Source organism: Streptococcus ruminicola (genome assembly GCF_011387195.1).
In the GTDB taxonomy this organism is placed as follows: domain Bacteria; phylum Bacillota; class Bacilli; order Lactobacillales; family Streptococcaceae; genus Streptococcus; species Streptococcus ruminicola.
Map to the genome: position 1 here is coordinate 475,136 of NZ_CP046919.1, position 25,033 is coordinate 500,168.

Here is a 25,033-nt window from a genome sequence, read left to right on the forward strand (position 1 = left end):
CTGCAACAAGCGGAAAGCGTCTTTGATTTCTAATCACAGCGTCACATCCTCTCTTAACGTATTATGTTTATTAATTATCATCACTCACTAAGAAATATGGGGAACTTATCCTTGACAACCCCTCGTCCTAGTAACTAAATGCTAGCGCTTAAAAACTAGGCCTAAGCTCCTAACTTTTTAAACGTAGCTCCAACTTTGTAGCATTTTTATTATAAACTAATTCATTCCATTTTTCAAAGTTTTCATAAAAAGAAAGTCAGTCTCCCTTAAAGGTTAGACTGACTTAAAACTTAATGCTCTAATCCAAGGATTTCCTTGATTTCTTCGATGGTCATGCTTGCTCTTGTTTCATTACCATCAAGAACTGTCGTGACAAGATTTTTCTTGCTTTCTTGCATCTCAAGGATTTTTTCTTCAATAGTCCCGCGCGTAATCAAACGATAGACTTCAACATTTTCTTTTTGACCAATACGGTGAGCACGGCTGATGGCTTGCATTTCTACCGCTGGGTTCCACCAAAGGTCAATCAAAATAACTGTATCAGCCCCTGTTAGATTCAAGCCAACTCCTCCTGCTTTCAAAGAAATCAAGAAGGTATCTTTTGAACCATTGTTAAAAGCACGAGTCATTTCTTGACGAGCATTAGCTGGGGTCGAACCAGTAATCTTATAAGAAGTTAAACCTAGTTCTTCAATCTCTTTTTCAGCAATGTCTAGCATGCCACGGAATTGTGAGAAGATAAGTGCTCGGTGACCATTTTCTTTGATTTGCGTTAACAAATCACGAAGACTATCAAGTTTTCCACTTTCTCCTTGATAATCCATAAAGAGCGCTGGGGTATCACAGATTTGACGCAGGCGTGTGATTCCTGATAAAATCTCGATTTTACGACGATTAATATCCGCATCTGAAGCTCCAGCAATGGTTTCTTGCATTTGACGGAGCTGCGCAAGATAAATAGCTTTTTGCTTGCGGTCAAGCTCATTTGGATAATTGATTTCAATCAAATCTGGCAACTCTGGCAGAACTTCTTCTTTGCGACGACGCATAATAAACGGCTTGATAAATCGTGCGACTTGTTTGGCATCCATTTTTAAAAAGCGTTTTTTATCTGGTAATAAACCTGGCAATACAATTTGGAAAATTGACCAAATTTCAAGGAGTTTATTTTCAATTGGCGTTCCTGAAAGGGCGAAGCAATTTTTAACTTCAAATTGACGCAAGTAATGCGCAATCTTGGTTTGAGTATTTTTCATCACCTGGGCTTCATCTAAAATCAAATAATCAAAATTCAACTGATTGTATTCTGCAAAATCTTGGCGGAAAGAAGAATAGCTTGTAATCACCACCTGATGATTTTCAGCAATAATCTCATCGCGCACTGCTTTTAAACCATAAGAAACAGCCACATCTATCTCAGGAGCAAAGCGAGTGAATTCGTCTTTCCAGTTATAAATCAAACTTGACGGTGATAAGATTAAAATACGTGTTTCTTCTTTCAAGTGCGAAGCTAGAAAAGCAATGGTTTGAAGGGTTTTACCCAGCCCCATGTCATCGGCTAGAATACCACCAAAGCCGTAGTGGTCAAGCATGGACATCCAACGAACACCAGTCATTTGGTAATCACGCAATTGTGTTTGTAGAGGTGGCAAAGTGACCTCAAATTCTTCTGGGTGGGTTAAATCATGTGCTAATTGTTCAAATTCTTTTGAGAAGGAAATGCGGTCATTTCCTTGGAACAAATCTGAAATTTGGAAAGCTGAAATAGCATCTAGTTGCAAATGCCCATTATCCAGTTGTTTGGCACGTAAGTTTTGAAGAGTGCTACTAACACGCTGAGTTTCTTCATCAAAGACAACTAACTTACCAGCTCCATTGACAAAATAAGGTTGATTTTTAAAGAGTGCTTCTAAGGCATCATCAATATCATTTTCAAAAACCGTTGAAAAATCAAATGAGATATCTAGCAGACCACCTTTAGTATGAACAGAAACCTGTGGTTCTTCAAATTGACGCATCTCTTCAAGTTCATCAGCCAAAGTAACCTGACCTAGTCGTGCTAATTGTCCCAAAGTTCGTGTGAAGAAATCGTACAAATCCTTATCAGCTAGCGGCGCATGATAAGACGAGAATGAGGCTGAAAAACCATTAGCTTCCAAAGTTCTAAAGACTTTTTCCTCATGTTTAAAATGACTGGCAAACGGTAATTCTTCAAGCTCACGTTTGCTATGAACGGTCACATTGCCATAATCAAAAGAGACGTGCAAAGCAACTTCTCGGTATTCATTGAGTTCTAAATAAAAAGTTACTTTGAAATCACGAATATCAAAACTCTTCGGCGCTTCAACCTTACCCAGTTCTTTAAAATCTAAAAGACTGGCTGCTAATTTTGCTTGGTCGTCTAAATCAAAGAACAAATGTTTTGCCAAATCAGCCTCAATTGGCAAACTACGAATAGCCGTTAAAATCTTTTGTTGCTTCAAATTCAAACTGAAAATAAACCCATTTGTGAACAAAAAGGCATTATTAAAGAGCGGTTGATATTCTTTTTCACTAATGATTAATTCAATTGATTGACGATGAACCACCACTTTAAATTGAATTAAGTCTTCTGAACCACTTAGTGGTCTAAAAATCAGCTGCCCATAAGTTTGATGATTATGTTCAAATGAAAAATCATAAAGGTCATTAAAGAGGTTGATACCTTCTTCAAAAGTTCCACTTGTCAATGAAAGATTTCGACCATGATTTGGTAAGATGTAGTCAACATCAAGATGATCACCATCTGGAATCACTCGCCATAAAAATTGAATCAATTCCTGACTGGCTTCATCAAATTGAATCAATGATAAAGGTTCAAAATAATTTTTCCCAATCTGGTAATATCCCTCATTTTTAACAGCGTTCAAAAAGGCTTTAATGTCTCGGACAACATAAGCGCGGTCATCTGGCAATCGATTGATTTTTAAGGTCCACCAATAATCTGATGAATAGGGGCTTTGATTACCATGAGCTGCCAAACGATATTTTGTGGTATCGTCATCATTAATCACCAAGCCATCCAAAAAAACACTACCAAAAGAGGTATTTTTCTTAGTTTCTTGCTGTGTTTCTTGGTGTGAGCTCAATTCATCTGATAACTCTTTTCCTTCCGTATTATTCTTGAGATAGTATTCTACGGCTGCTAAATGCTCACAATATTTTTTCTTGGCAAAAAAGTCACAGTCACACCTAACTTGTTCATCTTCTAGCGAATATTGAAGATGGTGTGTCCCCACCTTTGCCTGAATTAAATCTTCTCGCTTACTGATAATGTCAACCAAACCTTGTTCGTAAAGTTCTATACCTTGATTGCGAATTCGACCTGGAATCATTCTACCCAATCTAAGCCACCACCTTTTTCCTTATCCTTTAATTATATCAAATTCAACCCTCTTTAGCTTAGAAAAATGGTTATTCAATTTTATTTTTTTAAAGGCACCAAAAAAAGCACCCTAATGGGTGCTTTTAATCTTATTTACGTTTGCGGGCAATCAAGTTGATTGGTGTACCTTCGAAACCGAAAGCTGCACGGATTTGATTTTCTAAGAAACGCATATATGAGAAGTGCATAAGCTCTTCTTCGTTAACAAAGATAACAAACGTTGGTGGTTTAACGGAAACTTGTGTGCCATAGAAGATTTTCAAACGTTTACCTTTATCGGTTGGTGTTGGGTTAATAGCAATCGCATCCATGATAACATCGTTAAGAACAGCTGATGGAATACGTTTGTTTTGACTTTCGCTGATTTTCTTAATCATTTCAGGCAATTTGTTCAAACGTTGTTTTGTTGCTGCTGATACGAAGATGATTGGAGCATATGACAAGAATTGGAATTGATCACGAATATCTTCTTCCCATTTTGCTACAGTGTGGTTATTTTTTTCGATGGTATCCCATTTGTTAACAACGATGATAATCCCTTTACCAGCTTCATGTGCAAAACCAGCGATACGTTTATCATACTCACGAATACCTTCTTCAGCGTTAATAACCATAAGAACAATATCTGAACGGTCAATAGCACGCATTGAACGCATCACTGAGTATTTTTCAGTGTTTTCATAAACTTTACCAGATTTACGCATACCAGCGGTGTCAATCATTGTGTATTCTTGACCTTCGCTGTCAATAAAGTTTGTATCAATAGCATCACGTGTTGTACCGGCAATTGGACTTGCGATAACACGTTCTTCACCAAGAATCGCATTAATCAAGCTTGATTTACCAACGTTTGGACGTCCGATCAAACTGAACTTGATAATGTCTGGATTTTCGTCCTCTTCTTCCACAGGAAGATTTTCAACGATTGCATCCAAAACATCCCCTGTACCAATCCCGTGAACAGATGAAACTGGATATGGATCACCAAGGCCAAGTGAGTAGAAGTCGTAGATATCATTACGCATTTCTGGATTATCTACTTTATTGACAACTAAGATAACTGGTTTATTGGTACGGTACAAGATTTTTGAAACGTACTCATCAGCATCTGTAACACCTTCTTTTCCTGATACCACAAAGACGATAACATCTGCTTCTGTCATCGCAATATCAGCTTGGTGTTTGATTTGTTCCATAAATGGTGCATCAACATCATCAATACCACCTGTATCAATCAATGAAAACTTGCGGTTAAGCCATTCACCTGTTGTATAGATACGGTCACGAGTAACACCCTCGACATCTTCAACAATTGAAATACGCTCACCTGCGATACGGTTAAACAAAGTCGATTTGCCGACGTTTGGACGTCCGACAATAGCAACTGTAGGTAAAGCCATAATTCTTAATACCTGTTCGTTAAAACAGCTCAGCGCTACTTTAAGTGACTACTTGCCACACGAAAACATCTTGGATGTTTTCGCCGAAATTCCTTTCACATTCTTTTATCTATTTATCACTTTTAATGATTTATACAATTAACGTCGATTTTCACCTTGGAGATGAATTTCTCGAGCTAAATAACGGATACGTTCCATAACACGCTTGGCTTGCCAAGTTTCATCACCAGAACGTGAGATTGAGAAGTGTTCTTCAAGTCCCTTAAAATCAAGGTTAGAAGTGAAGAACGTTAACAGATTTTCTTGCATACGATACTGAAGAATCACTTGGAGCACATCATCACGAATCCAAGAACTTTGTTGTTCAGCACCAATATCATCCAGTACCAAAATCTCAGATTGCTTAATTTGGTCAATCTGCTCTTTCACAGTACCAGTATTAATGGCATTCTTAATGTCAACACAGAAAGTTGGAAAATGCAAGAGAGTTGTTGACTTACCATACTTAGCTGACAGGCGATTTGCTAAGTAAGCCATCAAGTAAGATTTCCCGACACCAAAGGTTCCAAAAACATAAAGTCCCTTTTGCGGTTTATCTTCAAGATTCTTAATGTAATCATTCAAATAATTATAAATCTCGATACGGTTAGGGTCGCCAAGGTCAATGTCATCCGTTGAAATATGCTTCAGACTTGTTGGCAAACCAATCAAGGTCACACGGTTTTTAATATCTTGACGTTTTTTAGCTTCTACCAACTCGCGAGTCTCTAAATAAATGACATCAGCATACCCTTCATTCATGCTAAGAGCTGGCTTATAACCTTTTGCCACATATGAAGCATCTTGATTTTGAAACTTCTCGCGTTCAACCATAAACTGATTAAACTTAGGGAGGCTACGATTAATCTGCTCTTGAGTCAAGCCATTTGACGTGATAAAATCAGCAATTTCCTTATCCGCTAAAATAGCTTGAGTCAATTCATTAAGATCAGTTCGACTTTGGCGAAGCTGTTTAGCCAAGGTTTGTCCGATTTTTTCCATCACTCACTCCTTAATCTTCTAACATGCTACGTCTAAGCTCTTCAAGTTTTGCCTTTTCTTCAGCTGTCGCAACATGTTTGTATTCTTTTGCTGTCCATTCTGGAACATTAGTTTTAGTCACTTTTGCTTTAGCTTTGCGTTCTTTATTTCGTTGCGTGAAACTACGCATCTTAAGAACAGCCGCTTCTGCTGTCGTAATTTTTTGGTAAGCAAAATCATTTGCCACCTTCATGATATAAGGTTTGTTGATATTGGCTGACTGCGTTTTATTCAAAGTGTAAAGAACCATCACATTAATGACTTCATCTAGGAAATCCATATTAGCCAGTTCTTCTAAAACTTTGCGCTCACTTTCAGTAACCACAGCACGACGGGGTGCTTTGATTTTTTCAAGAAATTCCTTGGCAGAAGCTTGTTTAGCTTCTCTGATGATCACTTGTTCTTTAGCATCAAATTGCTCTTTGGTTTGGTTATTAGCTGTTTTTTTCTGCTCAAGCTGTACCGTCATTCGTTGTGGCGAAATTTTACCATTAATAGCCGTACTTTTTGCCAATTGATAAATGTCAAACCAATTCATGCTGTATTTATCAGCTAGGCTATAAATCTTAACTACATCAGCTTTTTCATCTTTGAATTGCAAACCATCACGTAACATTAAACGCTCAAAACTGTCCAAATCGAAATGGTTTTTTGACACTGTCTTAGGCACTTTTGGATTTTCATCTACTGAAAAAATATCAGAGAACTTCTTAGAAACATCACGCGCACCATCAGGCAGAACCACATCCAACTCAGCCACCGCAACATCACCAATCCTTTGTTCTAATAAACGACGGTAAATTGCATTGGCTAAGAACGTTTCGCGATTTAAGGCAGGTTGTAATTTCAAAACATAAGCATCTCGTGTTTGGTATAAAACCAGTAAGTCTACTGCGGTTAAGATAGCCAGAGCTTCCTCGACTTCTTGCATGCTCAACTGTAAGTGATTCAAAATCTCACTAAACTTATGACGTTTGATACCATCATCAAAGAAAGCAAGCAGATACTCATACAAAAGCACCGCATGGTTCCCGATAACAGGATGATATAGCTGACTTAGACTATCAGAATCCAACAAAACCTTATTGTTTTTGACATAAGAAAATTCATCAATCGGTCTCATTTAGCTTACTTCTTTTCTTCTTGCTACGCACACGATTCGTAATTTGCTGCAAAAGTTCCTCAATCTCATCAACATCTTTAAATGATTTATAAACTGAGGCAAAACGAACATAAGTAATTTCATCAAGTTCTGCCAGCTCATCCATGACCAGATTACCAATCACAGTACTCGGAACTTCACTTTCGTATTCGCTACGAATTTTTTGTTCAATACGAGACACCACCTGTTCAATATCATCGCTTGATACTGGACGTTTTTGTGCGCTTTGAAAAATTCCATTTAGGATTTTTTCACGAGAAAATTGTTCACGCGTTCCATCTTTTTTAATGACTAACAAGGGTAGTTCTTCAACGCGTTCAAAGGTTGTAAAACGCGCATGACAATTTTCACATTCTCGGCGTCGTCGAATCGTATTACCATCTTCTGCTTGACGGCTATCGATGACACTCGATTTATTATAATTACATTTTGGACAACGCATACAAACACCCCATTCTACCAATTATTCTAATACTTAATTTTAACATAAATTCACTCATTATGAAAGTAATACCAGCCTAAGCTGGCTAGCTGTTGTCATCCCTTTTCTAACAAAATATTTCTCATACTTCATTAGAAAAACGAACAGACCGAGAAAGCTCAGTCTGTCTTTTTAATTTTTTCTGTCGTAACAAGTGGAATGATTAAAGTAAACTCAGTCCCCTCATCAACAACACTGCTGACGCTAACTTTGAGTTCATAAGCATCCACAATTTGCTTAAGAATGGCTAAACCAATTCCAAGCCCACCTTGTGTTGAAACACGGTTACGTGACTTATCAGTACGATAGAATCGTTCAAAGATATGATTAAGGTCATCTTGTGAAATTCCCTCACCTTCATCACGAACTTTTACAATTGCATTATCTCCTAAAACATCCAAAGTCACATGAATATTTTTACTACCTGAAGAATATTTTACGCCATTATCAATCAAGATTAAAATAGCCTGTTCAAAATGATGCTTGTAAATCTCTGCATAAATACAATCTTCAACCGTTGAAACGAGTGAAAAACGGAAATCAGGATACAGAATGCGGAAATTTCCTAAAACAACGTCAATGGATTGTTTTAAATCTGTAACCTCTCCCTTATGAAGATCAAAACTTCCTTGAACACGAATCATATCTAGCATGTCATTTACCATAATTGACATGCGATCCGCCTCATGATAAGCGGCATCAAGACTCTCGCATAAAACTTCTGGGTCATCTTTTCCCCAGCGCTGCAACAAGCCTAAATGCCCCTTGATGACAGCAATCGGTGTGCGCAATTCATGGCTAACATCACTAACAAAGCGTGTTTGTCGCTTAGCAAATCCCTCAATTTGCTCTAAAACGCTATCAAAATTTTGTGACAAATCTTCAATTTCATCACCAGATTGAATATCCGAACGTAAAGCTAATTCACTTGGACTTTCAGCGAGTTTATCAACAAATGTTTGAAATTCGCGAAGTGGCCTCAACGTCCTATGCGATACCGCAAGAACTAAATAAAAAATCACACAAGCTTCGACAAGTTCACATAGCAAAGTAATCACTACAAAAGTATGACGAGCCATAAAATACGAAGCAATACTTTGGTAGACGGTTACGTAACCAATAACTTTTCGACTATCTTTGGAATAAATTTTTTCACTCTGGTAAAAACCAGTAAAAGCTGGCGAACGGTACATCACCGTTTCACCAACTTTTCCAATTTTCATTGTCGATAGTACTTTATCGGTTGTCAAAACTAATTGTTTATCTTTATTAAAGACAGAAACTTCTTGATTATCAAAAATCAATTCGTCAATGCCGCCTTGCCTATCAAGAATATACTTCTTATCGGCATTTTCAATAAGCGAACCTGAAGCACCATATTGATTCAACAAATCTAATAACTTCTCTTGCGAAAGAGAAGTTTCTTTAGATAAAAATTCACGAACAACTTCTGTGGATTGCTCGGTGTTATAACGATCTTTTGAAAGAAAAATTCGTGTCACACCAAAATAAATAACTAAGTTAAAAGCTGATAAAATCAACAAAACCCACAGAAAAGTTTTTACTGAAATTTTTTTAGATAATGACTTTTTAAAGCACTTTATCATTATTTTTCTCGAATAATATAACCCATTCCACGAACTGTTTGGATATATGATTCTTTACCAGGAATATCAATTTTACCACGTAGGTAACGGATGTAAACATCCACGACATTTGTTTCGATGTCTGTATCATAACGCCAAACACTTGCCAAAAGTTCTTCACGTGTCATTACGCGATTAACATTTGAAAGAAGCACGCTCAACAAATCGTATTCACGTTTTGTTAATGAAATTTCATCATCACCACGCACTGCAGAACGATTTTGTGGGTTCAAACGAAGACCTAAGAGACCTTCTTTTGCTTGACCTTCTTTGTCTTGTTTAGAATTAGCATCTTGACGACGGAATACTGCACGAACACGAGCGAGTAATTCTTCAATAGCAAATGGTTTTACAATGTAATCATCTGCTCCACGGTCAAGACCAGCAACAATATCCATAATAGAATCACGAGCAGTCATCATGATAATTGAAGTGTCTTTTTCCAAACGAAGACGACGTGTAATTTCGAATCCGTCCATATCAGGTAACATCAAATCTAATAGGATCAAATCAAAATCATCATCCAATGCAGTTTGAAGCCCTAAACGTCCATTTGTCTCAACAACTACTGAATACCCCTCATGTTGTAATTCTAAAGACACGAAGCGTGCAAGATTTTTTTCATCCTCAATAATTAAAATCTTTTTACTCATTGTCACCAACCTTTTATTTAATGTAAAGATTATAAAATCTAATTATTTGCCTAGTACACAACCCTAATTATCGCTTTAATTTTCATTCCAATCATGAGAAAAATCCATCCATCACTCTATCCCTTTTTAATATCTTTCTCAGAAATGACTCTTCAGCCAAGTATACTATAGTGCCCTAAAAGTATATCAAAGTGTAAGCGATAATTCAAGAAAATTTTATCTATTTAATGTAAATTATATTAATCTTCAAATAGGCCATTTAAAGCTGAAAATGGGTTATTTTCTTTTTTCTTTTCATTTTGCAATGCTTCGTATTGTTCTTCTGTCATGACAGACCAATTTTGTCCTGATGGCATGTCATCTGATTGACGTTCTTCATCACTCAAGACTTGCATAGGAATTGTTAAAAGAATATTATCAATGGCACTTTCTTCCAAATCAATAACATCCTCTTCTAATACTAAAGCAAGATTTTCTTTGACCAAGTCTTCTTTGGCGTGAAGATCAGCTGACTCAACAAAGACCTCTGAAACGTCTTCAACTTGGTGAACATCAACAGGTTGCATTGAACGACTTGATGGTAAAGTAATTGTATAATCCAATCGATAATTCAATAGGTACAATCCATCATCGTATGAAACAATTCCGTTTACAGAAACTGCTTTGACGTCTAAAACTTCGCTTGAGCGTTGCATTAATTTTTCTTTAATATTCAAAGATTCATTAAAAGCAATCCCCTCAGCATTTTTCTTTATTTCTGAAATAGCTATTATCATTATTCTACCTCTTTTAAATTTCCTTACCATTATACCAGCTTTTTTAGCTCTTGTCTTTATGATATTGATGTCAAATTCATTATATTAGAATTCTTATGAATAATGGATAAAAGCTCACAATAACTTGTGAGCTTTTACCATTTACATATGACGAAGACGATCGATTCGATCGGCAATAGATGGATGGGTGTTAAAGAGTGAACTAAATCGTTCACCTTTTTTAAGTGGGTCATTAATATACAAAGCAGCACTAGCTTGGTCTACTGGATGATGCATTGGTGATGAGTCTTCAAGTTTTTGAAGAGCCTTAATCATGCCTTCTGGATTTCGTGTTAATTCTACAGAGCTAGCATCGGCAAGAAATTCACGTTGACGTGAGATGGCAAGCTGAACTAAGGTAGCAGCAAGTGGTGCCAAGAAAAGCGAAATCAAAGACAAGATGAGCACAATAATCCCCATAGCTCCTTCGTCACGATCATTAGAGCGGCGGCGATTACTTCCACCAAACCACATCATACGACTTCCAAAGCTTGCAATCATTGTTACAGCACTAGCAAGAGCAACAGCAATTGTCGATATACGAATATCATAATTTCGAATGTGGCTAACTTCGTGTCCGATAACTCCTTCAAGTTCTTCACGATTCATCAAAGCTAACAAACCTGTTGTTGCTGCCACGGCAGCATTTTCAGGGCTTGACCCTGTGGCAAAAGCGTTAAGCGACTCATCCTCAACAATAAAGACACGTGGCATTGGAATTTGTGCAACCATAGCCATATCTTCAACGATATGATAAAGTTGTGGTGCCTCTTCTTCAGTCACTTCACGCGCATTATTCATTGCCATGACGACATTAGTGGATTGAAGAATCATGCTCACTGCATAAATACCACCGATAATCAGAGCAATGACAACACCAAAACTTAAACTATCTAACCAAAGGTATCCAACTGCTGCACCGATAGCTGCCAAAATCAAGAAGAAGACAAAGAGCAAAACAACTGTCTTGCGCTTATTGCTGGCAATTTGATCATATAACATAATTTTCTCTTATAATGAAAGAGTCTCTCTAAGCTCATTGAACCACCTAAAGAGACTCTTTATATTCCTTTCGTTTAAGATAACTTGTCTTAAAAGTTATTTTTTGAATTGATTAAAAATCAAATGATACTTTTGGTGTTTCTTTTTCATCTTCAGGTGTTTCCAAGAATTGGCTTGGTTTAAATCCGAAAAGACCTGCAATAATATTAGTTGGGAATGTTTCCAACTTCACGTTGTAGTTTGCTGTAGTTGTGTTGAACAATTGACGTGAATAAGAAATTTTATTTTCAGTATTTGTCAATTCGTCTTGCAATTTAATAAAGCTATTATTTGCTTTAAGTTCAGGATAATTTTCAGCAACAGCAATCAAGCCTGACAATTGTTTTGTAAGAGCGTTTGAAGCATGCATTGCTTCTGCAGGGCTTTGTGCTTGTGCTACTTGGCTACGCAATTCTGTAATTTTAGCAAATGTTTTTTCTTCATAAGCAGCATAACCTTTAACTGTTTCAATTAAGTTTGGAATCAGGTCATTACGACGTTTCAATTGAACATCGATTTGACTCCAAGATTCTTTGGTTTGCATGCGGCTTTTCACAAGTCCATTATAAGCAGTAACTCCCCAGAGTACTAGGACGGCAATGATAGCAATAATAATAAAAATCATAAATTCCTCCTCGGGTATGACACCCATTCTAACTGAATTAAGCTTTCTAACCCCAAGGCTCTAGGTAAAAAGCTTCCCACGAAAACGATTTAAATCTTTTCAAAACCATTATATCAATTTTCATCACAATCTAAAAGAAATTAGCTAAAGTCTGCTAAAATTGACCGTATCCAAAACAGGTCATAGATATCACTCAAAAACTTTTTATGGTAAAATAAGGTGATATAGATTGAAATGGAAAGGACACTTAAAGAAAAGGAGTTTAAATCACTTCCTTTAAACAAACAATATGACACCTGAAGAATTTTATGACAAACTTCGTCAGCAAGGCTTTGACTTGACTGATACTCAAAAGAAACAATTTGAACGCTACTTCGAGCTTTTGGTTGAATGGAATCAAAAAATCAATTTGACAGCCATCACTGACAAAGAAGGTGTTTACCTTAAACACTTTTACGATTCTATCGCACCTGTTTTGCAAGGCAAAATCACTAACCAAGATGTTCGCCTCTTGGATATTGGAGCTGGAGCTGGTTTTCCAAGTATTCCTATCAAAATCTTGTGCCCAGCTATTGATGTGACAATCATCGATTCACTAAACAAACGCATCAATTTCCTTAATCTTTTGGCTGATGAACTTGGTTTAGACGGTGTTCACTTCTACCATGGACGCGCTGAAGATTATGGACAAGATAAGGCTTTTCGCGCTAGCTATGACATCGTAACAGCACGCGCTGTTGCCCGTCTCCAAGTTCTAACAGAATTAACTATTCCTTTCTTGAAAGTCGGCGGTCAATTGATTGCACTTAAAGCTTCTGCTGCCGAAGAAGAATTAGCTGATGCAAAAAATGCCATGTCAGTTCTCTTTTCAAAACTCATTGAAAACTATCATTATGAATTACCAAATGGTGATAGTCGTCAAATCACTATTCTTGAAAAGAAAAAAGAAACACCAAACAAATACCCACGCAAAGCAGGTATGCCAAATAAAAAACCTCTTTAATGGTACGATACAAAAACTAAGTGGCTTGCTATAATAGCCACTTAATTGCTATCTTTATGGAAAGGGATATTTCAATTGACTAGATTTTTAAAACGGCTATCTGGCACTCAACGGTTAACCTTTAGTTTTTTGATTGTCATCTTGATAGGAAGCATCTTGTTATCACTTCCTATTACCCACTACCAAAACGCCCCAGCAACAGGATATCTTGACCACTTGTTTACAGTGGTTTCGATGGTTTGTGTGACTGGTTTATCGGTCTTTCCTGTGGCTGATGTTTACAACGGTCTTGGACAAGTCATTGCTGTCATTTTGATGCAAATTGGTGGTCTTGGATTGGTAACCTTGCTTGCCGTTAGTACCTATATCCTTAGAAAAAGGATGAACTTATCTGAACAACATATCTTACAATCCGCCCTTAGTTATGACAATAGTGGTCACCTTAAACGTTATTTGTTCAACGTTTATAAGATTACCTTTATTATTGAAAGCTTGATTGCAGCGCTATTTCTCATCGATTTTATTCCGAGATTCGGACTAGGACACGGTACTTTCAATGCTATCTTCCTTGCAGTTTCTGCTTTTTGTAATGCTGGTTTTGATAACCTTGGTGGAGATAGTTTAAAACCTTTTGTTCTCAATCCACTGCTTAATCTACTCTTTATGGCTTTGATTATTTCTGGGGGGATTGGTTTTGCTGTTTGGGTTGATATCAAAAGAGCTATCAAGCACTTCTTTGCGGATAGACCATATCGCTTCAAAACTTTTACACGCCAACTAAGCAATCAAACACGCTTGGTGCTTACCACTACAGCTGTTCTCTTACTTCTAGGAACGGTACTAACTTGGCTTATCGAGGCTAATAACCCTAAAACCATTGGACAATACAATCCATTCCAGCAATTTATGGTTAGCTTATTTCAAACGGTCACAATGAGGACCGCTGGCTTTGCAACCATTTCTTATCTGGACACTCATCCCGCCACTAACATCCTCTACATGATTCAGATGATTATCGGTGGTGCTCCAGGCGGTACTGCTGGTGGGGTGAAAGTGACAACGGTAGCCATTACTTTCTTACTCTTTAAATCAGAATTAGCTGGTCAAACAGAAGTAACTTTCCGCCACCGCATTATTCCAAATCGTGTCATCAAACAAACGTTGACAGTTCTGATTTTCTTCTTCTCAGTCTTAATTGTTGGCTATGTGCTTCTTCTTCAACTAGAACCACATCACGACCCCTTAGCACTGCTATTTGAAGCTGTCTCTGCCATTGCTACGGTCGGGGTTTCCATGGATTTAACACCGCAATTATCAACTGGTGGAAGACTCATTATCATGGCTATGATGTTTATCGGACGTGTCGGTCCGCTTACCGTTCTTCTTAGCCTACTTCAAAAGAAAGAAAAAGATATTCAATACGCACAGACAAATATTACCGTCGGTTAGAGAGGGAAATTTATGAGAAAAAAAATATTTGGTGTTCTTGGCCTTGGAATTTTCGGACGAAACGTTGCCAAAGAACTTAGTAAATTTGAACAAGACGTTATCGCTATTGACGCCAACCCAAGCCTTGTTCAAAATGTTTCTGAGGTGGTCAAAAAAGCTGCCGTGGGAGACATTACTGACATTGACTTTTTGAAGGCTCTTGGGATTAATCAATGTGACACTGTCGTGGTTGCTACTGGTAATAACCTCGAATCATCAGTTCTAGCGGTAATGCACTGTAAGAAACTTGGTGTGAAAAATATCATCGCTAAAGCTAAAACCAAAACGTATGAAGAAGTTCTTTACGGTATCGGGGCTAGCAAAGTCATCATGCCAGAACGCGACTCAGGTAAACGTGTTGCAGCCAATATGCTTCGCCATCACATCGAAAACATCGTTCACTTGGAAGAAAAATTAGCCATGGTAGAATTTTCTGTTCCAGATTCTTGGGTTGGTAAAAATCTAATTCAACTAGATGTTCGAAACAAATACGAAATCAATATCATCGGTACTCGTCAAACAACATCATCAGCTATCGATACTCACATCGATCCCAACAAAGCATTTGAAGCTGATACAGAAGTCATTGCAATCGCCAGTGATGATACCTTTGAAAAATTCGATTACCTTGGTTATTTAAAATAAACAAAAAGCGTAATGCTCTAAAGAGCATTACGCTTTTCTATTTTATTGCCATGGATTGTAAAATCTACCATGATTCCATTTAAAAAGTAACAATGTCACTGCCACAATCAAAACAGCTAAAACAATTGTCATAATATCTGCTGAAGTGAAATTTGTATAAGTGTACCAAGTACGCTTTTTATTTTTCCCGAAACGGCGCAACTCCATCGCTGTTGAGACCGTGTCAATACGTTCAAGAGAACTGAAAATCAAAGGAATCACAATTTGTAAATTTCCTTTAATACGTTTCATCAATTTCTCTTTTGAAGATAATTCAAGTCCTCGCGCTTCTTGAGACATTCGAATCATGTAAAATTCTTCCTGAACATCTGGAATGTAGCGTAGTGTTAAACTAACGGCATAAGCCACCTTATAAGGAACACCAATTTGATTAAGGCTTGAAGCAAATTGACTAGGGTGCGTTGTCATCAAAAATAGAACTGCTAAAGGCACTGTACAGAAGTATTTTAAGGCCAAATTAAAGAGATAAAATAATTCCTGACTAGTTAGATAGAAACGACCGTAACCTTGCCATAAGACCGTTTTAGCACCGTATATACTCTCACCATAACTTGGTTCAAATAAATAGACCATTATCACATTCAAAAGCGCAAAGAAGCCAATGAACTTAATCACAAACGATACTTGTTTCCAGCGGATATTTGCCAATTTAAATAACAAAAGCGAAGTCACAGCAACAAGTGCAATCAAGCGTGTGTCATAAGTTGTCATGCAAGCTACTGATACCAAGATGAAGAAGATTAATTTACTAGCTCCAGATAAGTGGTATAGGAAGCCTTGACCATTTTGATAACCAATAAAATGATTAGCCATTGCATCCTCCTTGCTGTTTAATATAATAATGCGTCAAATCAATCGGGTTAATACCGATTTTTTCAGCCAAGTCAAAAAGACTTGTTTTTTTCAGATTAGCTTTTTCCAATACTTCGGCTTGACTAAAAAGGGCAACTGGAGAACAATCTGCAATGATTTTCCCATCGCTCACCACAATACTACGGTCTGAATACTCTAACATCAGCTGCATATCATGCGTAATCATGATAATAGTGTGTCCAGCTTTGTTTAGCTGATTGAGAAACGTCATGATTTCAGTGTAATGGCGTTTATCTTGCCCAGCTGTTGGCTCATCCAATAAAATAATCTCTGGATTCATAACCAAAACAGAAGCAATGGTCACACGTTTCTTCTGTCCAAATGATAAAGCTGAAATCGGCCATTTTCTAAATTCATACAAACCACAAACTTTTAAGGTCTCAAGAACACGTTTTTCAACTTCTTGCTCATTCACCCCACGCAAGCGAAGACCTAATGCAACCTCATCAAAAATCATAGTTTGACTAATCATCTGATTTGGATTTTGAAGGACGTAGCCGATTTTCTCAGCGCGTTCTTTGATAGAATCTTCCATGATTGATTGTCCTTGGTAGCAAATATCACCTGCTGTAGTTTTGATGAATTGGCAAAGAGCTTTGGCTAAGGTTGATTTTCCTGCACCATTTTTCCCAACAATGGCAATACGTTCACCTTTATGAATAGCAAAGCTAATATCTTTTAAAATCGGTTGATTTTCCTGATAACTAAACTTTAGCTGCTTCACTTCTAAAATAGGGTCCTTTGGCACTGTATTTGCTGATTGACTTAAACCAGCCACGGTAATATCCGATAAATCTAACTGACTTAAATCTGACAAATGCTCTGCTTTGGTCACATCGACATTTAAATCTTTCAAAGCTGTCACATAAAGAGGCTCACGAATTCCATTTTCAACCAACAAGTTAGTCTTTAGAAGATCATCTGGATGCCCATCAAATAATATCTGACCATCATTAATCAAAATAACTTTATCCACCTGACGATAAAGCACATCCTCAAGACGGTGTTCAATAATAATCGTTGTCGTTTGCCCTTCTTGGTGAATACGATCAATCAGTTCAATCGTTTCTTGCCCAGATTTAGGATCTAAATTAGCTAGTGGTTCATCAAAAAGCAAAATCGGACTTTCATCAATCAAAACACCTGCTAAGCTCACACGCTGTTTCTGACCACCCGATAAATCCTGTGGACGGCTATCTAGGAATGCCGTTAAATCGAGCTTATTAGCCCAATAATTGATCTTGTCAGTCATTTGATCCAACGGAAGACAGTCATTTTCAAGCGCAAATGCTAAATCCTCTGCCACTGTTAGGCCAATAAACTGGCCATCTGGGTCTTGCAAGACCGTAGACACAAGATGCGATTTGTCATAAATCGACAAATCAAAAGCATCCTTGCCTGCAATGGTCAATTGACCTCTTTTTTCACCATGATTAATGTTTGGAATAATCCCATTTAAACACTGTCCAATGGTTGATTTTCCTGATCCCGACGGTCCAACAATCAAGACCTTCTGCCCTTTCTCAATAGATAGATTAAGGGATTTTAAGGTCGGCTCTGCTTGAGCATCATATTTAAAAGTGAAATCCTTAAACTGAATAAGGGGCTCCATGAATCTTCTCCTAAAAAATGATTAAGAGTAGGATAACCTTGTCATCCTACCCCGTTAAAAACGGCTCGCATGCGAGCCTGCATAATACTAGAATGCTATGTGATAGCCAAAACAGAACTCCTAGCCCTGCTTTTCAAAAAAATTAATCTTTTGTTAGACTACCTGATTGTGTACGTGTTTTTGAGTAGACAGCTAAAAGCAATGACCCACCAATAGCAATTGTCAAGCTATTAATAGCAGCTGATAGAATACCTTGAGTAAAGACTTTACTTGCTGGTTCACTATAAATCAAAATGTCACCATACGGTGCAATGATGCCCCAACCAATAACATTAGCTAGGATTTGTGCACTGTTAAACCATACCAAATCTTTTTCAGTTAATTGACCTTTTTCAATCTTGATTTTTTTAGCCACAAGTCCTATAGCTAGACCAATCAAACCACTCACAAGGACCCATGTCCACCATGGTGAACCATATTGAAGAGCGTCTTTCAAAGCATGTCCGATAAAGCCAGAAAAGAATCCAACAGTTGGACCATAAACAACGGCAAATAGAGCAACCACTGCGTATTGCAATTGAAGATTTGTATTTGGAATTGGTGTTGGAATATTAACCAATGTTCCGATGATAATAAACAGTGCAGCACCAATCCCTGTAGCCACAACAGTCTTGATTGAATTATTTTTCATGACTTATTCTCCTTTATAATAAACTTATCTATTTTTCTAAGTATAATGCTTTAGAAACCTTATTTTAACGCCGTTTTATTTTACCACAAATAAAGGACATTTTAAAGACGCTTATTTGTTTGAACTAGTCATAAAAGGGCTTTATATAAAAAATAGCCGAGCTTTCGCCCAGCTATCTAGTATTAATTAACTTTTTTCTTTTTACCCCAAACAGATTTTTCAGCAACTGCTGTAAAGAGAACATCTGTTGAAGAGTTTAGGGCTGTTTCACATGAGTCTTGAACAACCCCAACAATAAATCCGACACCAACTACTTGCATTGCAAGGTCGTTTGAAATACCAAACAAGCTACATGCAACTGGTACTAGAAGAAGTGAGCCTCCAGTAACACCAGATGCACCGCAAGCTGATACTGCAGACAAGACACTTAGCAAGAAAGCTGTTGGAAAATCGACGTGAATGCCTAGCGTATTAACCGCAGCAAGCGTCAAGACGTTGATTGTAATGGCAGCACCACCCATATTGATAGTTGCTCCAAGTGGGATTGATACTTTATAAGTATCTTCATCCAAACCTAAGTCTTCACAAAGTTTCATGTTAACTGGAATGTTAGCAGCTGAACTTCGTGTAAAGAAAGCTGTCAAACCAGAATCTTTCAAGCAACGGAAAACCAATGGGTATGGATTTTTACGCATGAAGAGAAAAGCAATAAACGGATTAATTACTAAAGCTACAAAAAGCATTGTCCCCACAAGAGCTAAAATCAAGAAACCATAGTTTGCTAAAATCTTAACCCCGTTATCTGAGATTGTCTTAAAGACAAGGCCTAAAATACCAAATGGTGCTAAATTAATAATCCAACGAACCACTTGTGACGTAACATCAGCGATGGTTTGTAAAAGCTCTTTCGTTTCTTTATTTGAATTTCTAAAAGCAAGACCAAAGATAACAGCCCAAGTCAATACACCGATATAGTTAGCTGTTCCCAATGCATTAATTGGGTTATCAACCATTTTTAGTAGAAGACTGTGGAAAACTTGCCCAACTCCTTCCGGAGATGACAATTTTGGTTGCGTGGCAGTATCCAAGGTCAGAGTGATTGGGAAAAGGTAATTCACCACAACTGCTACTAGGGCAGCTGCTAAGGTCCCAACAAGATAAAGTCCAATAATCGTTGACATATTGGTCTTTTGTCCCTTTTCATTTTGTGACAATGCACTAGCAACCAAAACAAAGACAAGTAATGGCGCTACCGCTTTAAGCCCACCAACGAACAAATCACCTAGGATACCAATAGCTGAAACCTTAGGAAGAGTCATTCCTAAAATAAATCCAAGAATAACACCAATGATGATTCGTTTGATGAGACTAGTTCTATTCCAAACATTAATAAATCGTTTCATGGTAGCTCCTCAAAAAAATATTAACGTTTTTAATCATAATATAAAACAAGCGCTTCGTCAAACGAATAATGGGAGTTTTTATGCCATGACAGCGCTTTAAAAATGGTTTTTTTCAATTTTTTGAAAATTTTGTGATTATTTCTAACATGGCTTATCCTTGATATGACAAGAAATGTCAGCTTTTTAGCAAAAAAACAGCGATTTTCTTCTATTGACGTTAGAAATGGAGTTCGATATAATAAGCTGCACATTATTTTGCTTAATGAGAGAGTTTAACTAAGCAAAATATCATCTTGTTTGTTTATTAGGAGGACATTAATGAAACCTGTCAAAAATATCTATATTATCATCGGTTTCATGTTATTTGCTTTATTCTTTGGGGCAGGTAATCTGATTTATCCCGCCTTTTTAGGGATATATTCTGGTAGTAACCTTGCATTAGCCATTCTTGGTTTCTGTTTAACTGGTGTGACTCTTCCGCTTTTAGGGGTAGTCGCAGTAGCCTATTCAGGTGCGAGTGATATTGAAGATTTTGCACGTCCAGTTTCTCGTCACTATGCTTTGCTATTTTCAATCGCACTTTACTTATCAATCGGGCCATTCTTTGCCATTCCAAGAACGGGTGCTACTTCATTTTCAATCGGTATTGAACCTATCTTTGGTGACAATCTGATTGCTAAAGTAGTCTACGGTTTGGTTTTCTTTGGTATTTCTTACTTCTTAGCGATTAAACCAAATAAAATCGCAGACCGTATTGGGAAATACCTAACACCTGCACTTTTGATTATCATCGCAATTTTAGTCGTAGCTTCATTTGTAAAACCAGCTGGTGATATCGGAACAGCTTACAACGCTGCCAATGATATCAGTAATGCCTTTAAAGATGTTCCATTTGTTGCGGGACTCATTCAAGGTTATGGAACAATGGATGCCCTTGCTTCACTAGCCTTTGCCATTATCGTTATCGACGCTAGCAAATCACACGGAGCAAAAGGAAAAGCGGAAGTTGCTACACTTACTTTCAAATCAGGATTAATCGCTACTGTACTACTTGCTCTTATTTATATCTTTGTAGCTCGTATCGGAGCTTCATCACAAAATCTCTTTGATTTTGCAAACGGACACTTTATGTTTAAAGGTGAAGCAATCGATGGTGGTAACATCCTTGGACAAGCAGCTCACTTCTATCTTGGAAGTATCGGACAAATCATCCTTGCTGCAGCTATTTTCCTTGCTTGCTTAACAACAGCAACTGGTTTGATTACTGCCTGTGCAGAGTACTTCCACAAATTGCAACCAAAAGTTTCTCACGTTACTTGGGCAACTCTCTTCACTTTGATTGCATTATTCTTCTACTTCGGTGGTCTTTCTGAATTGATTAAGTGGTCACTTCCAGTACTTTACTTGCTCTATCCATTAACAGTCGTTATTATCTTCTTAGCCTTGCTATCAAAATTCTTCAAGAAAGATCGCATCGTTTACCAAATTACAATTGGTTTTGCAGCTATCCCAGCTCTTTACGATGCCCTCTCAACACTTGCTAAAATGACTGGACTTTTCAGCCTACCAGCAAGCCTTGTTAATTTCTTCAATGGATTCGTTCCACTTGGACAGTTCTCACTTGAATGGATTAGCTTTGCCATCGTTGGATTCATTGTTGGATTTATCCTACACAAGACTAAAAAAGCTTAATAATAGCAAAACCAACCTTCATAACGAGGGTTGGCTTTTTTGTTGTTTATTTTCCAAGTAAACTAATACGTTCTTGAATGTGTTTGGCATTTTCAATCTCATCAACAAATCCAAGAGCATAATCCACATAGCTAATAGCACTTTCACCTTTTTCATTGAATGTCAATTCTTCACCAGCAAGAATGTATTCTCCTGTACGTTTACCATCTGCTTGGAAATTAATTGCTGGACTGATGAAAGTCCATTTGACATCATGACGTTCACGGATTTCTGCTAAGGACTGACGTTGAGCACTAGCAAGTGGTCTAAAAGCTTCTGGAAATTCTGGTGTGTCAACCAATTGCACCGTGTGCTCTGGGTTAACATAAAGACTTCCTGCACCACCGACAATCATCAAACGTGTGTCAGTACCTGAAAGCAAATCAGCCAAATGTTTTTGTGAATCGCTGTGAAGATGAAGCTGGTCTTCTTTCCAATATCCAACAGCATCAACCACAACATCAAACCCTGCCAAATCTTCTTTTGTTAAGTCAAATAAGTCCTTTTCAATAACTTTTTGAGCTTTTGATTTATTTGAACTACGAACAACTGCTGTGACATCATGGCCACGATTAAGAGCTTCTTCAACAATTAATCGACCTGCTTTACCATTTGCGGCAACGACTGCAATTTTCATAAGAATTCCTCCGAAAAAATTATTTTCTTCGCTGTAACACCTTTTGTTACAACTACACTTTTAATATACCTTTATCCCGATGTAATGTCAAGAGTTACAACAAAAAGTTGTAACTTTTTTAATGACAACTCAAATATGCTATAATAAGCTTAACTAAATTCCCATAAGGAGAAAAAATGCCCTATTCAACTCGACTAGCAACTTCCGTTCATATTCTGTTAGCCATTTATCATTTTGAAAATGAAGCAAAAGTAACTTCTACTTTTCTAGCTAAAAGTATCCAGACTAACCCTGTTATTGTGCGTAACTTACTAGGAAAATTGCAAAAAGCTGACTTAGTCAAAGTCGAAGCTGGTGTTGGTGGAGCTCATTTAACAAAGAAACCTGAAGAACTAACACTTTGGGATATCTTCCAAGCCGTCGAAGACAAAAATAAACCTATTTTCAAAGCTAGTGATGATACCAATCCAAATTGTCCTGTTGGTCGTGTGGTTAATTCAGTTCTTCAACCACGCATTGACAAGATTCAAGAAAGTTTCAATGCCTCTCTAAAAGCCATTAACCTAGCAAACCTGATTGAGGATATGGACCAGCAATTAGAAAAAATAGATTTCAAAAATCTCCCTGAAAAACCTTAAAAAGTTAATCTAAAAAGAGACTCACAAATGTGAGCCTCTTTTTTAGATTTATTTATGACTAAGTTTTTTAGTTAAGAAATCACCGACAAATTGGATGATAAAGACAAGAACCAAAATACATAGTGTCGCGATAATTGTGACATCCGTTGCTGAACGGTTGTATCCGTAGTAAATAGCAATATAACCAAGACCACCAGCACCGATGGCACCAGCCATTGCTGTTTCACCGATGAGTGAGATAAGAGTCACAGTTGACACACGAATCAATTCTGGCAAACCTTCGCTAAGGTAAATCTTGATAATATCCCAAAGTGTCGCACCTGAAGCTTGTGCCGCTTCGATAACTCCCTTGTCCATTTCAGAAAAGACTACTTGAACTTGGCGAGCATAAAAGGCAAAGGTTGCCGCAGACAAAGGAATCAAAGCCGCTGTTTTACCAAGGTTAGTTCCAACAAGAGCGTAAGTGAAACCTTTTAAAATCGCAAGCAAGATAATAAATGGAATGGCACGCACAATTGACGTGAAAATATCCAAAACTTTAAAACCAAAACGATTGCTCAAAACGCCATTTGGTCCTGTTAGAACCAAAAACAAGCCCATAACAAGTCCTAAAAGACCACCAATGACAAAAGACCAACCTGTCATGTAAATAGTCGCTGAAAAGGCATCTGACCAAGAATTTGTCCCTTCCCAGCCAATGCGGTAAACATCAGGCATATTTGTAGAAATCCATTCAATCATTTAGGCACCTCGTTTCAATACTGTTAATTCGATTCCAGCAGCAACAATAGCTTCTTGCGCACCCGCCAGTGCAAAGGCTTCACCAGACAAGACAACAATCATCTCACCAACTGGTGTATCATCAAGAATTTCAATATTTCCGTAAAGAATATTAGCTGTAACTTCGAATTGTTTGTAGATTTGGTTAAGAATTGGTTCATCAGTTGATGTTCCAGCATACTTCAATTGAACAAGCAAATCATCTTTTGGCAGATTTTGTACAATAGCTTGTTTTTCAATTTTAACCAAGGCATCTTCAATACCAGTTGCTGTTTTAATAAATTCTTGTGTTAATGGTTCTTTAGGATTTGAGAAGATGTCTAGAACTGATCCTTCTTCAATCAAGCGACCATTTTGCATGACAGCGACACGGTGGCAGATGTCTTTCACAATTTGCATTTCGTGAGTAATCATAACCACTGTCAAACCAAGTTTTTGGTTCAATTCTTGCAATAGCGCCAAAATTTGTTTGGTTGTTTTTGGGTCAAGAGCTGATGTTGATTCATCAGAAATCAAAATTTCTGGGTCATTAGCAAGCGCACGCGCAATCGCCACACGTTGTTTTTGACCACCTGATAATTGTGATGGATAGTTTTCAGCTCGATCGGCTAGACCTACCAATTCCAACAATTCAGCAACTTTTTGATCTTTTTCTTCTTTGCTTAATTTTGAATGACGAAGAGCAAATGCTACATTTTGGCGCGCTGTTTTTTGTGCCATCAAATTAAAGTGTTGGAAAATCATCCCAATTTTTTGACGTTTTTGACGAAGGGCAGCTCCTTTTAATTGAACTTTTCCATCCGCAAATGTCACATCATCACCAATTGTGATTTTTCCTGCTGTTGGGGCTTGTAACAAATTAATCGTACGTACCAAAGTTGATTTTCCGGCACCAGAATACCCAACAATTCCATAAATATCGCCTTTATTAATCGCAATTGAAACATCTTTTACCGCTTCAATCACACGTTTTTTCTGGCGAAAAGTAATATCGATATGCTCTAAATTAATAATCGGTTTTGTCATAACTCTTACTCAACTCCTCAAGATTTACTCACTTATTGTTTTATCAATTCTATCATTTTAAAACAATTTTCAAAACTTTCCAACATCATATTCTACCATATTCTGTTGTTTTTAAAAAT

The 25,033-nt window shown here is 37.4% G+C and carries 22 protein-coding genes; 5 read left to right on the plus strand and 17 right to left on the minus strand.

Annotated features, from left to right (window positions below; genetic code table 11):
* Positions 1 to 290: 290 nt before the first annotated feature.
* From GPZ88_RS02515 to GPZ88_RS02560, 10 genes are all read right to left on the minus strand, one after another.
* A complete protein-coding gene (locus tag GPZ88_RS02515) occupies positions 291 to 3,383 on the minus strand; it encodes a pilus expression-regulating Snf2 family helicase (protein ID WP_166043282.1) in 3,093 nt (1,030 codons plus the stop codon).
* Positions 3,384 to 3,513: 130 nt separating this feature from the next.
* Positions 3,514 to 4,824 (minus strand): ribosome biogenesis GTPase Der, encoded by a 1,311-nt coding sequence (der, locus tag GPZ88_RS02520; protein ID WP_166043284.1) that lies wholly within the window; start codon positions 4,822 to 4,824, stop codon positions 3,514 to 3,516.
* A gap of 138 nt (positions 4,825 to 4,962) precedes the next feature.
* Positions 4,963 to 5,865: a primosomal protein DnaI gene (gene dnaI, locus GPZ88_RS02525; protein ID WP_074560813.1), complete on the minus strand. Its 903-nt coding sequence runs from the start codon at positions 5,863 to 5,865 to the stop codon at positions 4,963 to 4,965.
* Positions 5,866 to 5,875: 10 nt separating this feature from the next.
* Positions 5,876 to 7,027 (minus strand): DnaD domain protein, encoded by a 1,152-nt coding sequence (locus GPZ88_RS02530; protein ID WP_157629322.1) that lies wholly within the window; start codon positions 7,025 to 7,027, stop codon positions 5,876 to 5,878.
* On the minus strand, positions 7,014 to 7,508 hold the full coding sequence (gene nrdR, locus GPZ88_RS02535; RefSeq protein ID WP_074560815.1) for a transcriptional regulator NrdR: 495 nt from the start codon (positions 7,506 to 7,508) through the stop codon (positions 7,014 to 7,016). Before nrdR ends, GPZ88_RS02530 begins: the two co-directional genes overlap by 14 nt.
* Positions 7,509 to 7,666: 158 nt before the next feature.
* Entirely contained in the window at positions 7,667 to 9,049 is a 1,383-nt protein-coding gene (locus tag GPZ88_RS02540; RefSeq protein ID WP_238385866.1) for a sensor histidine kinase, read from the minus strand.
* 104 nt (positions 9,050 to 9,153) lie between these two features.
* Positions 9,154 to 9,846, minus strand: coding sequence for a response regulator transcription factor (locus GPZ88_RS02545; protein WP_006532917.1), 693 nt, complete (start codon positions 9,844 to 9,846; stop codon positions 9,154 to 9,156).
* A 239-nt stretch (positions 9,847 to 10,085) separates the two neighbouring features.
* Positions 10,086 to 10,622: a YceD family protein gene (locus GPZ88_RS02550; RefSeq protein WP_166043286.1), complete on the minus strand. Its 537-nt coding sequence runs from the start codon at positions 10,620 to 10,622 to the stop codon at positions 10,086 to 10,088.
* A gap of 141 nt (positions 10,623 to 10,763) precedes the next feature.
* Positions 10,764 to 11,663 carry a zinc metalloprotease HtpX gene (gene htpX / locus GPZ88_RS02555; protein ID WP_039696378.1) on the minus strand — a complete coding sequence of 300 codons (900 nt, stop codon included), beginning with the start codon at positions 11,661 to 11,663 and terminating at the stop codon, positions 10,764 to 10,766.
* Between the two features lie 112 nt (positions 11,664 to 11,775).
* On the minus strand, positions 11,776 to 12,327 hold the full coding sequence (locus GPZ88_RS02560) for a LemA family protein (protein ID WP_014335211.1): 552 nt from the start codon (positions 12,325 to 12,327) through the stop codon (positions 11,776 to 11,778).
* A gap of 289 nt (positions 12,328 to 12,616) precedes the next feature.
* Between GPZ88_RS02560 and rsmG the strand changes: the two genes are divergently transcribed.
* The 3 genes from rsmG (at position 12,617) to ktrA (ending at position 15,463) form a co-directional block, all read left to right on the plus strand.
* The gene (rsmG, locus tag GPZ88_RS02565; protein ID WP_074564313.1) at positions 12,617 to 13,330 is read left to right on the plus strand and encodes a 16S rRNA (guanine(527)-N(7))-methyltransferase RsmG; all 714 of its coding nucleotides are present in this window, start codon (positions 12,617 to 12,619) and stop codon (positions 13,328 to 13,330) included.
* A gap of 75 nt (positions 13,331 to 13,405) precedes the next feature.
* Positions 13,406 to 14,779 carry a TrkH family potassium uptake protein gene (locus GPZ88_RS02570; RefSeq protein ID WP_074626245.1) on the plus strand — a complete coding sequence of 458 codons (1,374 nt, stop codon included), beginning with the start codon at positions 13,406 to 13,408 and terminating at the stop codon, positions 14,777 to 14,779.
* Positions 14,780 to 14,791: 12 nt separating this feature from the next.
* Positions 14,792 to 15,463 carry a potassium uptake transporter gating subunit KtrA gene (ktrA, locus tag GPZ88_RS02575; protein WP_074564317.1) on the plus strand — a complete coding sequence of 224 codons (672 nt, stop codon included), beginning with the start codon at positions 14,792 to 14,794 and terminating at the stop codon, positions 15,461 to 15,463.
* 42 nt (positions 15,464 to 15,505) lie between these two features.
* Here ktrA and GPZ88_RS02580 read toward each other — a convergent pair whose 3' ends face one another.
* The 4 genes from GPZ88_RS02580 to sstT form a co-directional block, all read right to left on the minus strand.
* Positions 15,506 to 16,336, minus strand: a complete 831-nt coding sequence (locus GPZ88_RS02580) for an energy-coupling factor transporter transmembrane component T family protein (RefSeq protein WP_166043288.1) — start codon at positions 16,334 to 16,336, stop codon at positions 15,506 to 15,508.
* A complete protein-coding gene (locus GPZ88_RS02585; RefSeq protein WP_158914427.1) occupies positions 16,329 to 18,008 on the minus strand; it encodes an ABC transporter ATP-binding protein in 1,680 nt (559 codons plus the stop codon). Before GPZ88_RS02585 ends, GPZ88_RS02580 begins: the two co-directional genes overlap by 8 nt.
* A 142-nt stretch (positions 18,009 to 18,150) precedes the next feature.
* Complete coding sequence (locus GPZ88_RS02590; protein ID WP_006532926.1) at positions 18,151 to 18,699, minus strand: ECF-type riboflavin transporter substrate-binding protein; 549 nt, start codon at positions 18,697 to 18,699, stop codon at positions 18,151 to 18,153.
* 182 nt (positions 18,700 to 18,881) lie between these two features.
* On the minus strand, positions 18,882 to 20,102 hold the full coding sequence (gene sstT, locus GPZ88_RS02595) for a serine/threonine transporter SstT (protein WP_158914429.1): 1,221 nt from the start codon (positions 20,100 to 20,102) through the stop codon (positions 18,882 to 18,884).
* Between the two features lie 318 nt (positions 20,103 to 20,420).
* On the opposite strand from sstT, the gene brnQ reads away from it, so the two are divergent.
* Positions 20,421 to 21,794, plus strand: a complete 1,374-nt coding sequence (brnQ, locus tag GPZ88_RS02600) for a branched-chain amino acid transport system II carrier protein (protein WP_166043290.1) — start codon at positions 20,421 to 20,423, stop codon at positions 21,792 to 21,794.
* 46 nt (positions 21,795 to 21,840) lie between these two features.
* Here the strand turns inward: brnQ and GPZ88_RS02605 are convergent, their stop codons facing one another.
* Positions 21,841 to 22,470, minus strand: coding sequence for an NAD(P)-dependent oxidoreductase (locus tag GPZ88_RS02605; RefSeq protein ID WP_166043292.1), 630 nt, complete (start codon positions 22,468 to 22,470; stop codon positions 21,841 to 21,843).
* A 176-nt stretch (positions 22,471 to 22,646) separates the two neighbouring features.
* Between GPZ88_RS02605 and GPZ88_RS02610 the strand changes: the two genes are divergently transcribed.
* Positions 22,647 to 23,108 carry an Rrf2 family transcriptional regulator gene (locus GPZ88_RS02610; protein ID WP_039696369.1) on the plus strand — a complete coding sequence of 154 codons (462 nt, stop codon included), beginning with the start codon at positions 22,647 to 22,649 and terminating at the stop codon, positions 23,106 to 23,108.
* Positions 23,109 to 23,156: 48 nt separating this feature from the next.
* Here GPZ88_RS02610 and GPZ88_RS02615 read toward each other — a convergent pair whose 3' ends face one another.
* Both GPZ88_RS02615 and GPZ88_RS02620 read right to left on the minus strand, forming a co-directional pair.
* Positions 23,157 to 23,849, minus strand: coding sequence for a methionine ABC transporter permease (locus tag GPZ88_RS02615; RefSeq protein ID WP_074560827.1), 693 nt, complete (start codon positions 23,847 to 23,849; stop codon positions 23,157 to 23,159).
* On the minus strand, positions 23,850 to 24,914 hold the full coding sequence (locus GPZ88_RS02620) for a methionine ABC transporter ATP-binding protein (RefSeq protein WP_039696367.1): 1,065 nt from the start codon (positions 24,912 to 24,914) through the stop codon (positions 23,850 to 23,852). It abuts the gene before it with no gap.
* Positions 24,915 to 25,033 lie beyond the last annotated feature (119 nt).

What these genes read in the sequence shown, in the direction of transcription:
- ktrA (WP_074564317.1), top strand. Translation starts at nt 14,792, where the DNA reads ATGAGAAAAAAAATATTTGGTGTTCTTGGCCTTGGAATTTTCGGACGA.
- GPZ88_RS02590 (WP_006532926.1), bottom strand. Translation starts at nt 18,699, where the DNA reads ATGAAAAATAATTCAATCAAGACTGTTGTGGCTACAGGGATTGGTGCT.
- htpX (WP_039696378.1), bottom strand. Translation starts at nt 11,663, where the DNA reads ATGTTATATGATCAAATTGCCAGCAATAAGCGCAAGACAGTTGTTTTG.
- GPZ88_RS02615 (WP_074560827.1), bottom strand. Translation starts at nt 23,849, where the DNA reads ATGATTGAATGGATTTCTACAAATATGCCTGATGTTTACCGCATTGGC.
- GPZ88_RS02585 (WP_158914427.1), bottom strand. Translation starts at nt 18,008, where the DNA reads ATGGAGCCCCTTATTCAGTTTAAGGATTTCACTTTTAAATATGATGCT.
- brnQ (WP_166043290.1), top strand. Translation starts at nt 20,421, where the DNA reads ATGAAACCTGTCAAAAATATCTATATTATCATCGGTTTCATGTTATTT.
- GPZ88_RS02620 (WP_039696367.1), bottom strand. Translation starts at nt 24,914, where the DNA reads ATGACAAAACCGATTATTAATTTAGAGCATATCGATATTACTTTTCGC.
- sstT (WP_158914429.1), bottom strand. Translation starts at nt 20,102, where the DNA reads ATGAAACGATTTATTAATGTTTGGAATAGAACTAGTCTCATCAAACGA.
- nrdR (WP_074560815.1), bottom strand. Translation starts at nt 7,508, where the DNA reads ATGCGTTGTCCAAAATGTAATTATAATAAATCGAGTGTCATCGATAGC.
- GPZ88_RS02550 (WP_166043286.1), bottom strand. Translation starts at nt 10,622, where the DNA reads ATGATAATAGCTATTTCAGAAATAAAGAAAAATGCTGAGGGGATTGCT.
- GPZ88_RS02605 (WP_166043292.1), bottom strand. Translation starts at nt 22,470, where the DNA reads ATGAAAATTGCAGTCGTTGCCGCAAATGGTAAAGCAGGTCGATTAATT.
- rsmG (WP_074564313.1), top strand. Translation starts at nt 12,617, where the DNA reads ATGACACCTGAAGAATTTTATGACAAACTTCGTCAGCAAGGCTTTGAC.
- GPZ88_RS02560 (WP_014335211.1), bottom strand. Translation starts at nt 12,327, where the DNA reads ATGATTTTTATTATTATTGCTATCATTGCCGTCCTAGTACTCTGGGGA.
- GPZ88_RS02610 (WP_039696369.1), top strand. Translation starts at nt 22,647, where the DNA reads ATGCCCTATTCAACTCGACTAGCAACTTCCGTTCATATTCTGTTAGCC.
- GPZ88_RS02580 (WP_166043288.1), bottom strand. Translation starts at nt 16,336, where the DNA reads ATGGCTAATCATTTTATTGGTTATCAAAATGGTCAAGGCTTCCTATAC.
- GPZ88_RS02530 (WP_157629322.1), bottom strand. Translation starts at nt 7,027, where the DNA reads ATGAGACCGATTGATGAATTTTCTTATGTCAAAAACAATAAGGTTTTG.
- dnaI (WP_074560813.1), bottom strand. Translation starts at nt 5,865, where the DNA reads ATGGAAAAAATCGGACAAACCTTGGCTAAACAGCTTCGCCAAAGTCGA.
- GPZ88_RS02545 (WP_006532917.1), bottom strand. Translation starts at nt 9,846, where the DNA reads ATGAGTAAAAAGATTTTAATTATTGAGGATGAAAAAAATCTTGCACGC.
- der (WP_166043284.1), bottom strand. Translation starts at nt 4,824, where the DNA reads ATGGCTTTACCTACAGTTGCTATTGTCGGACGTCCAAACGTCGGCAAA.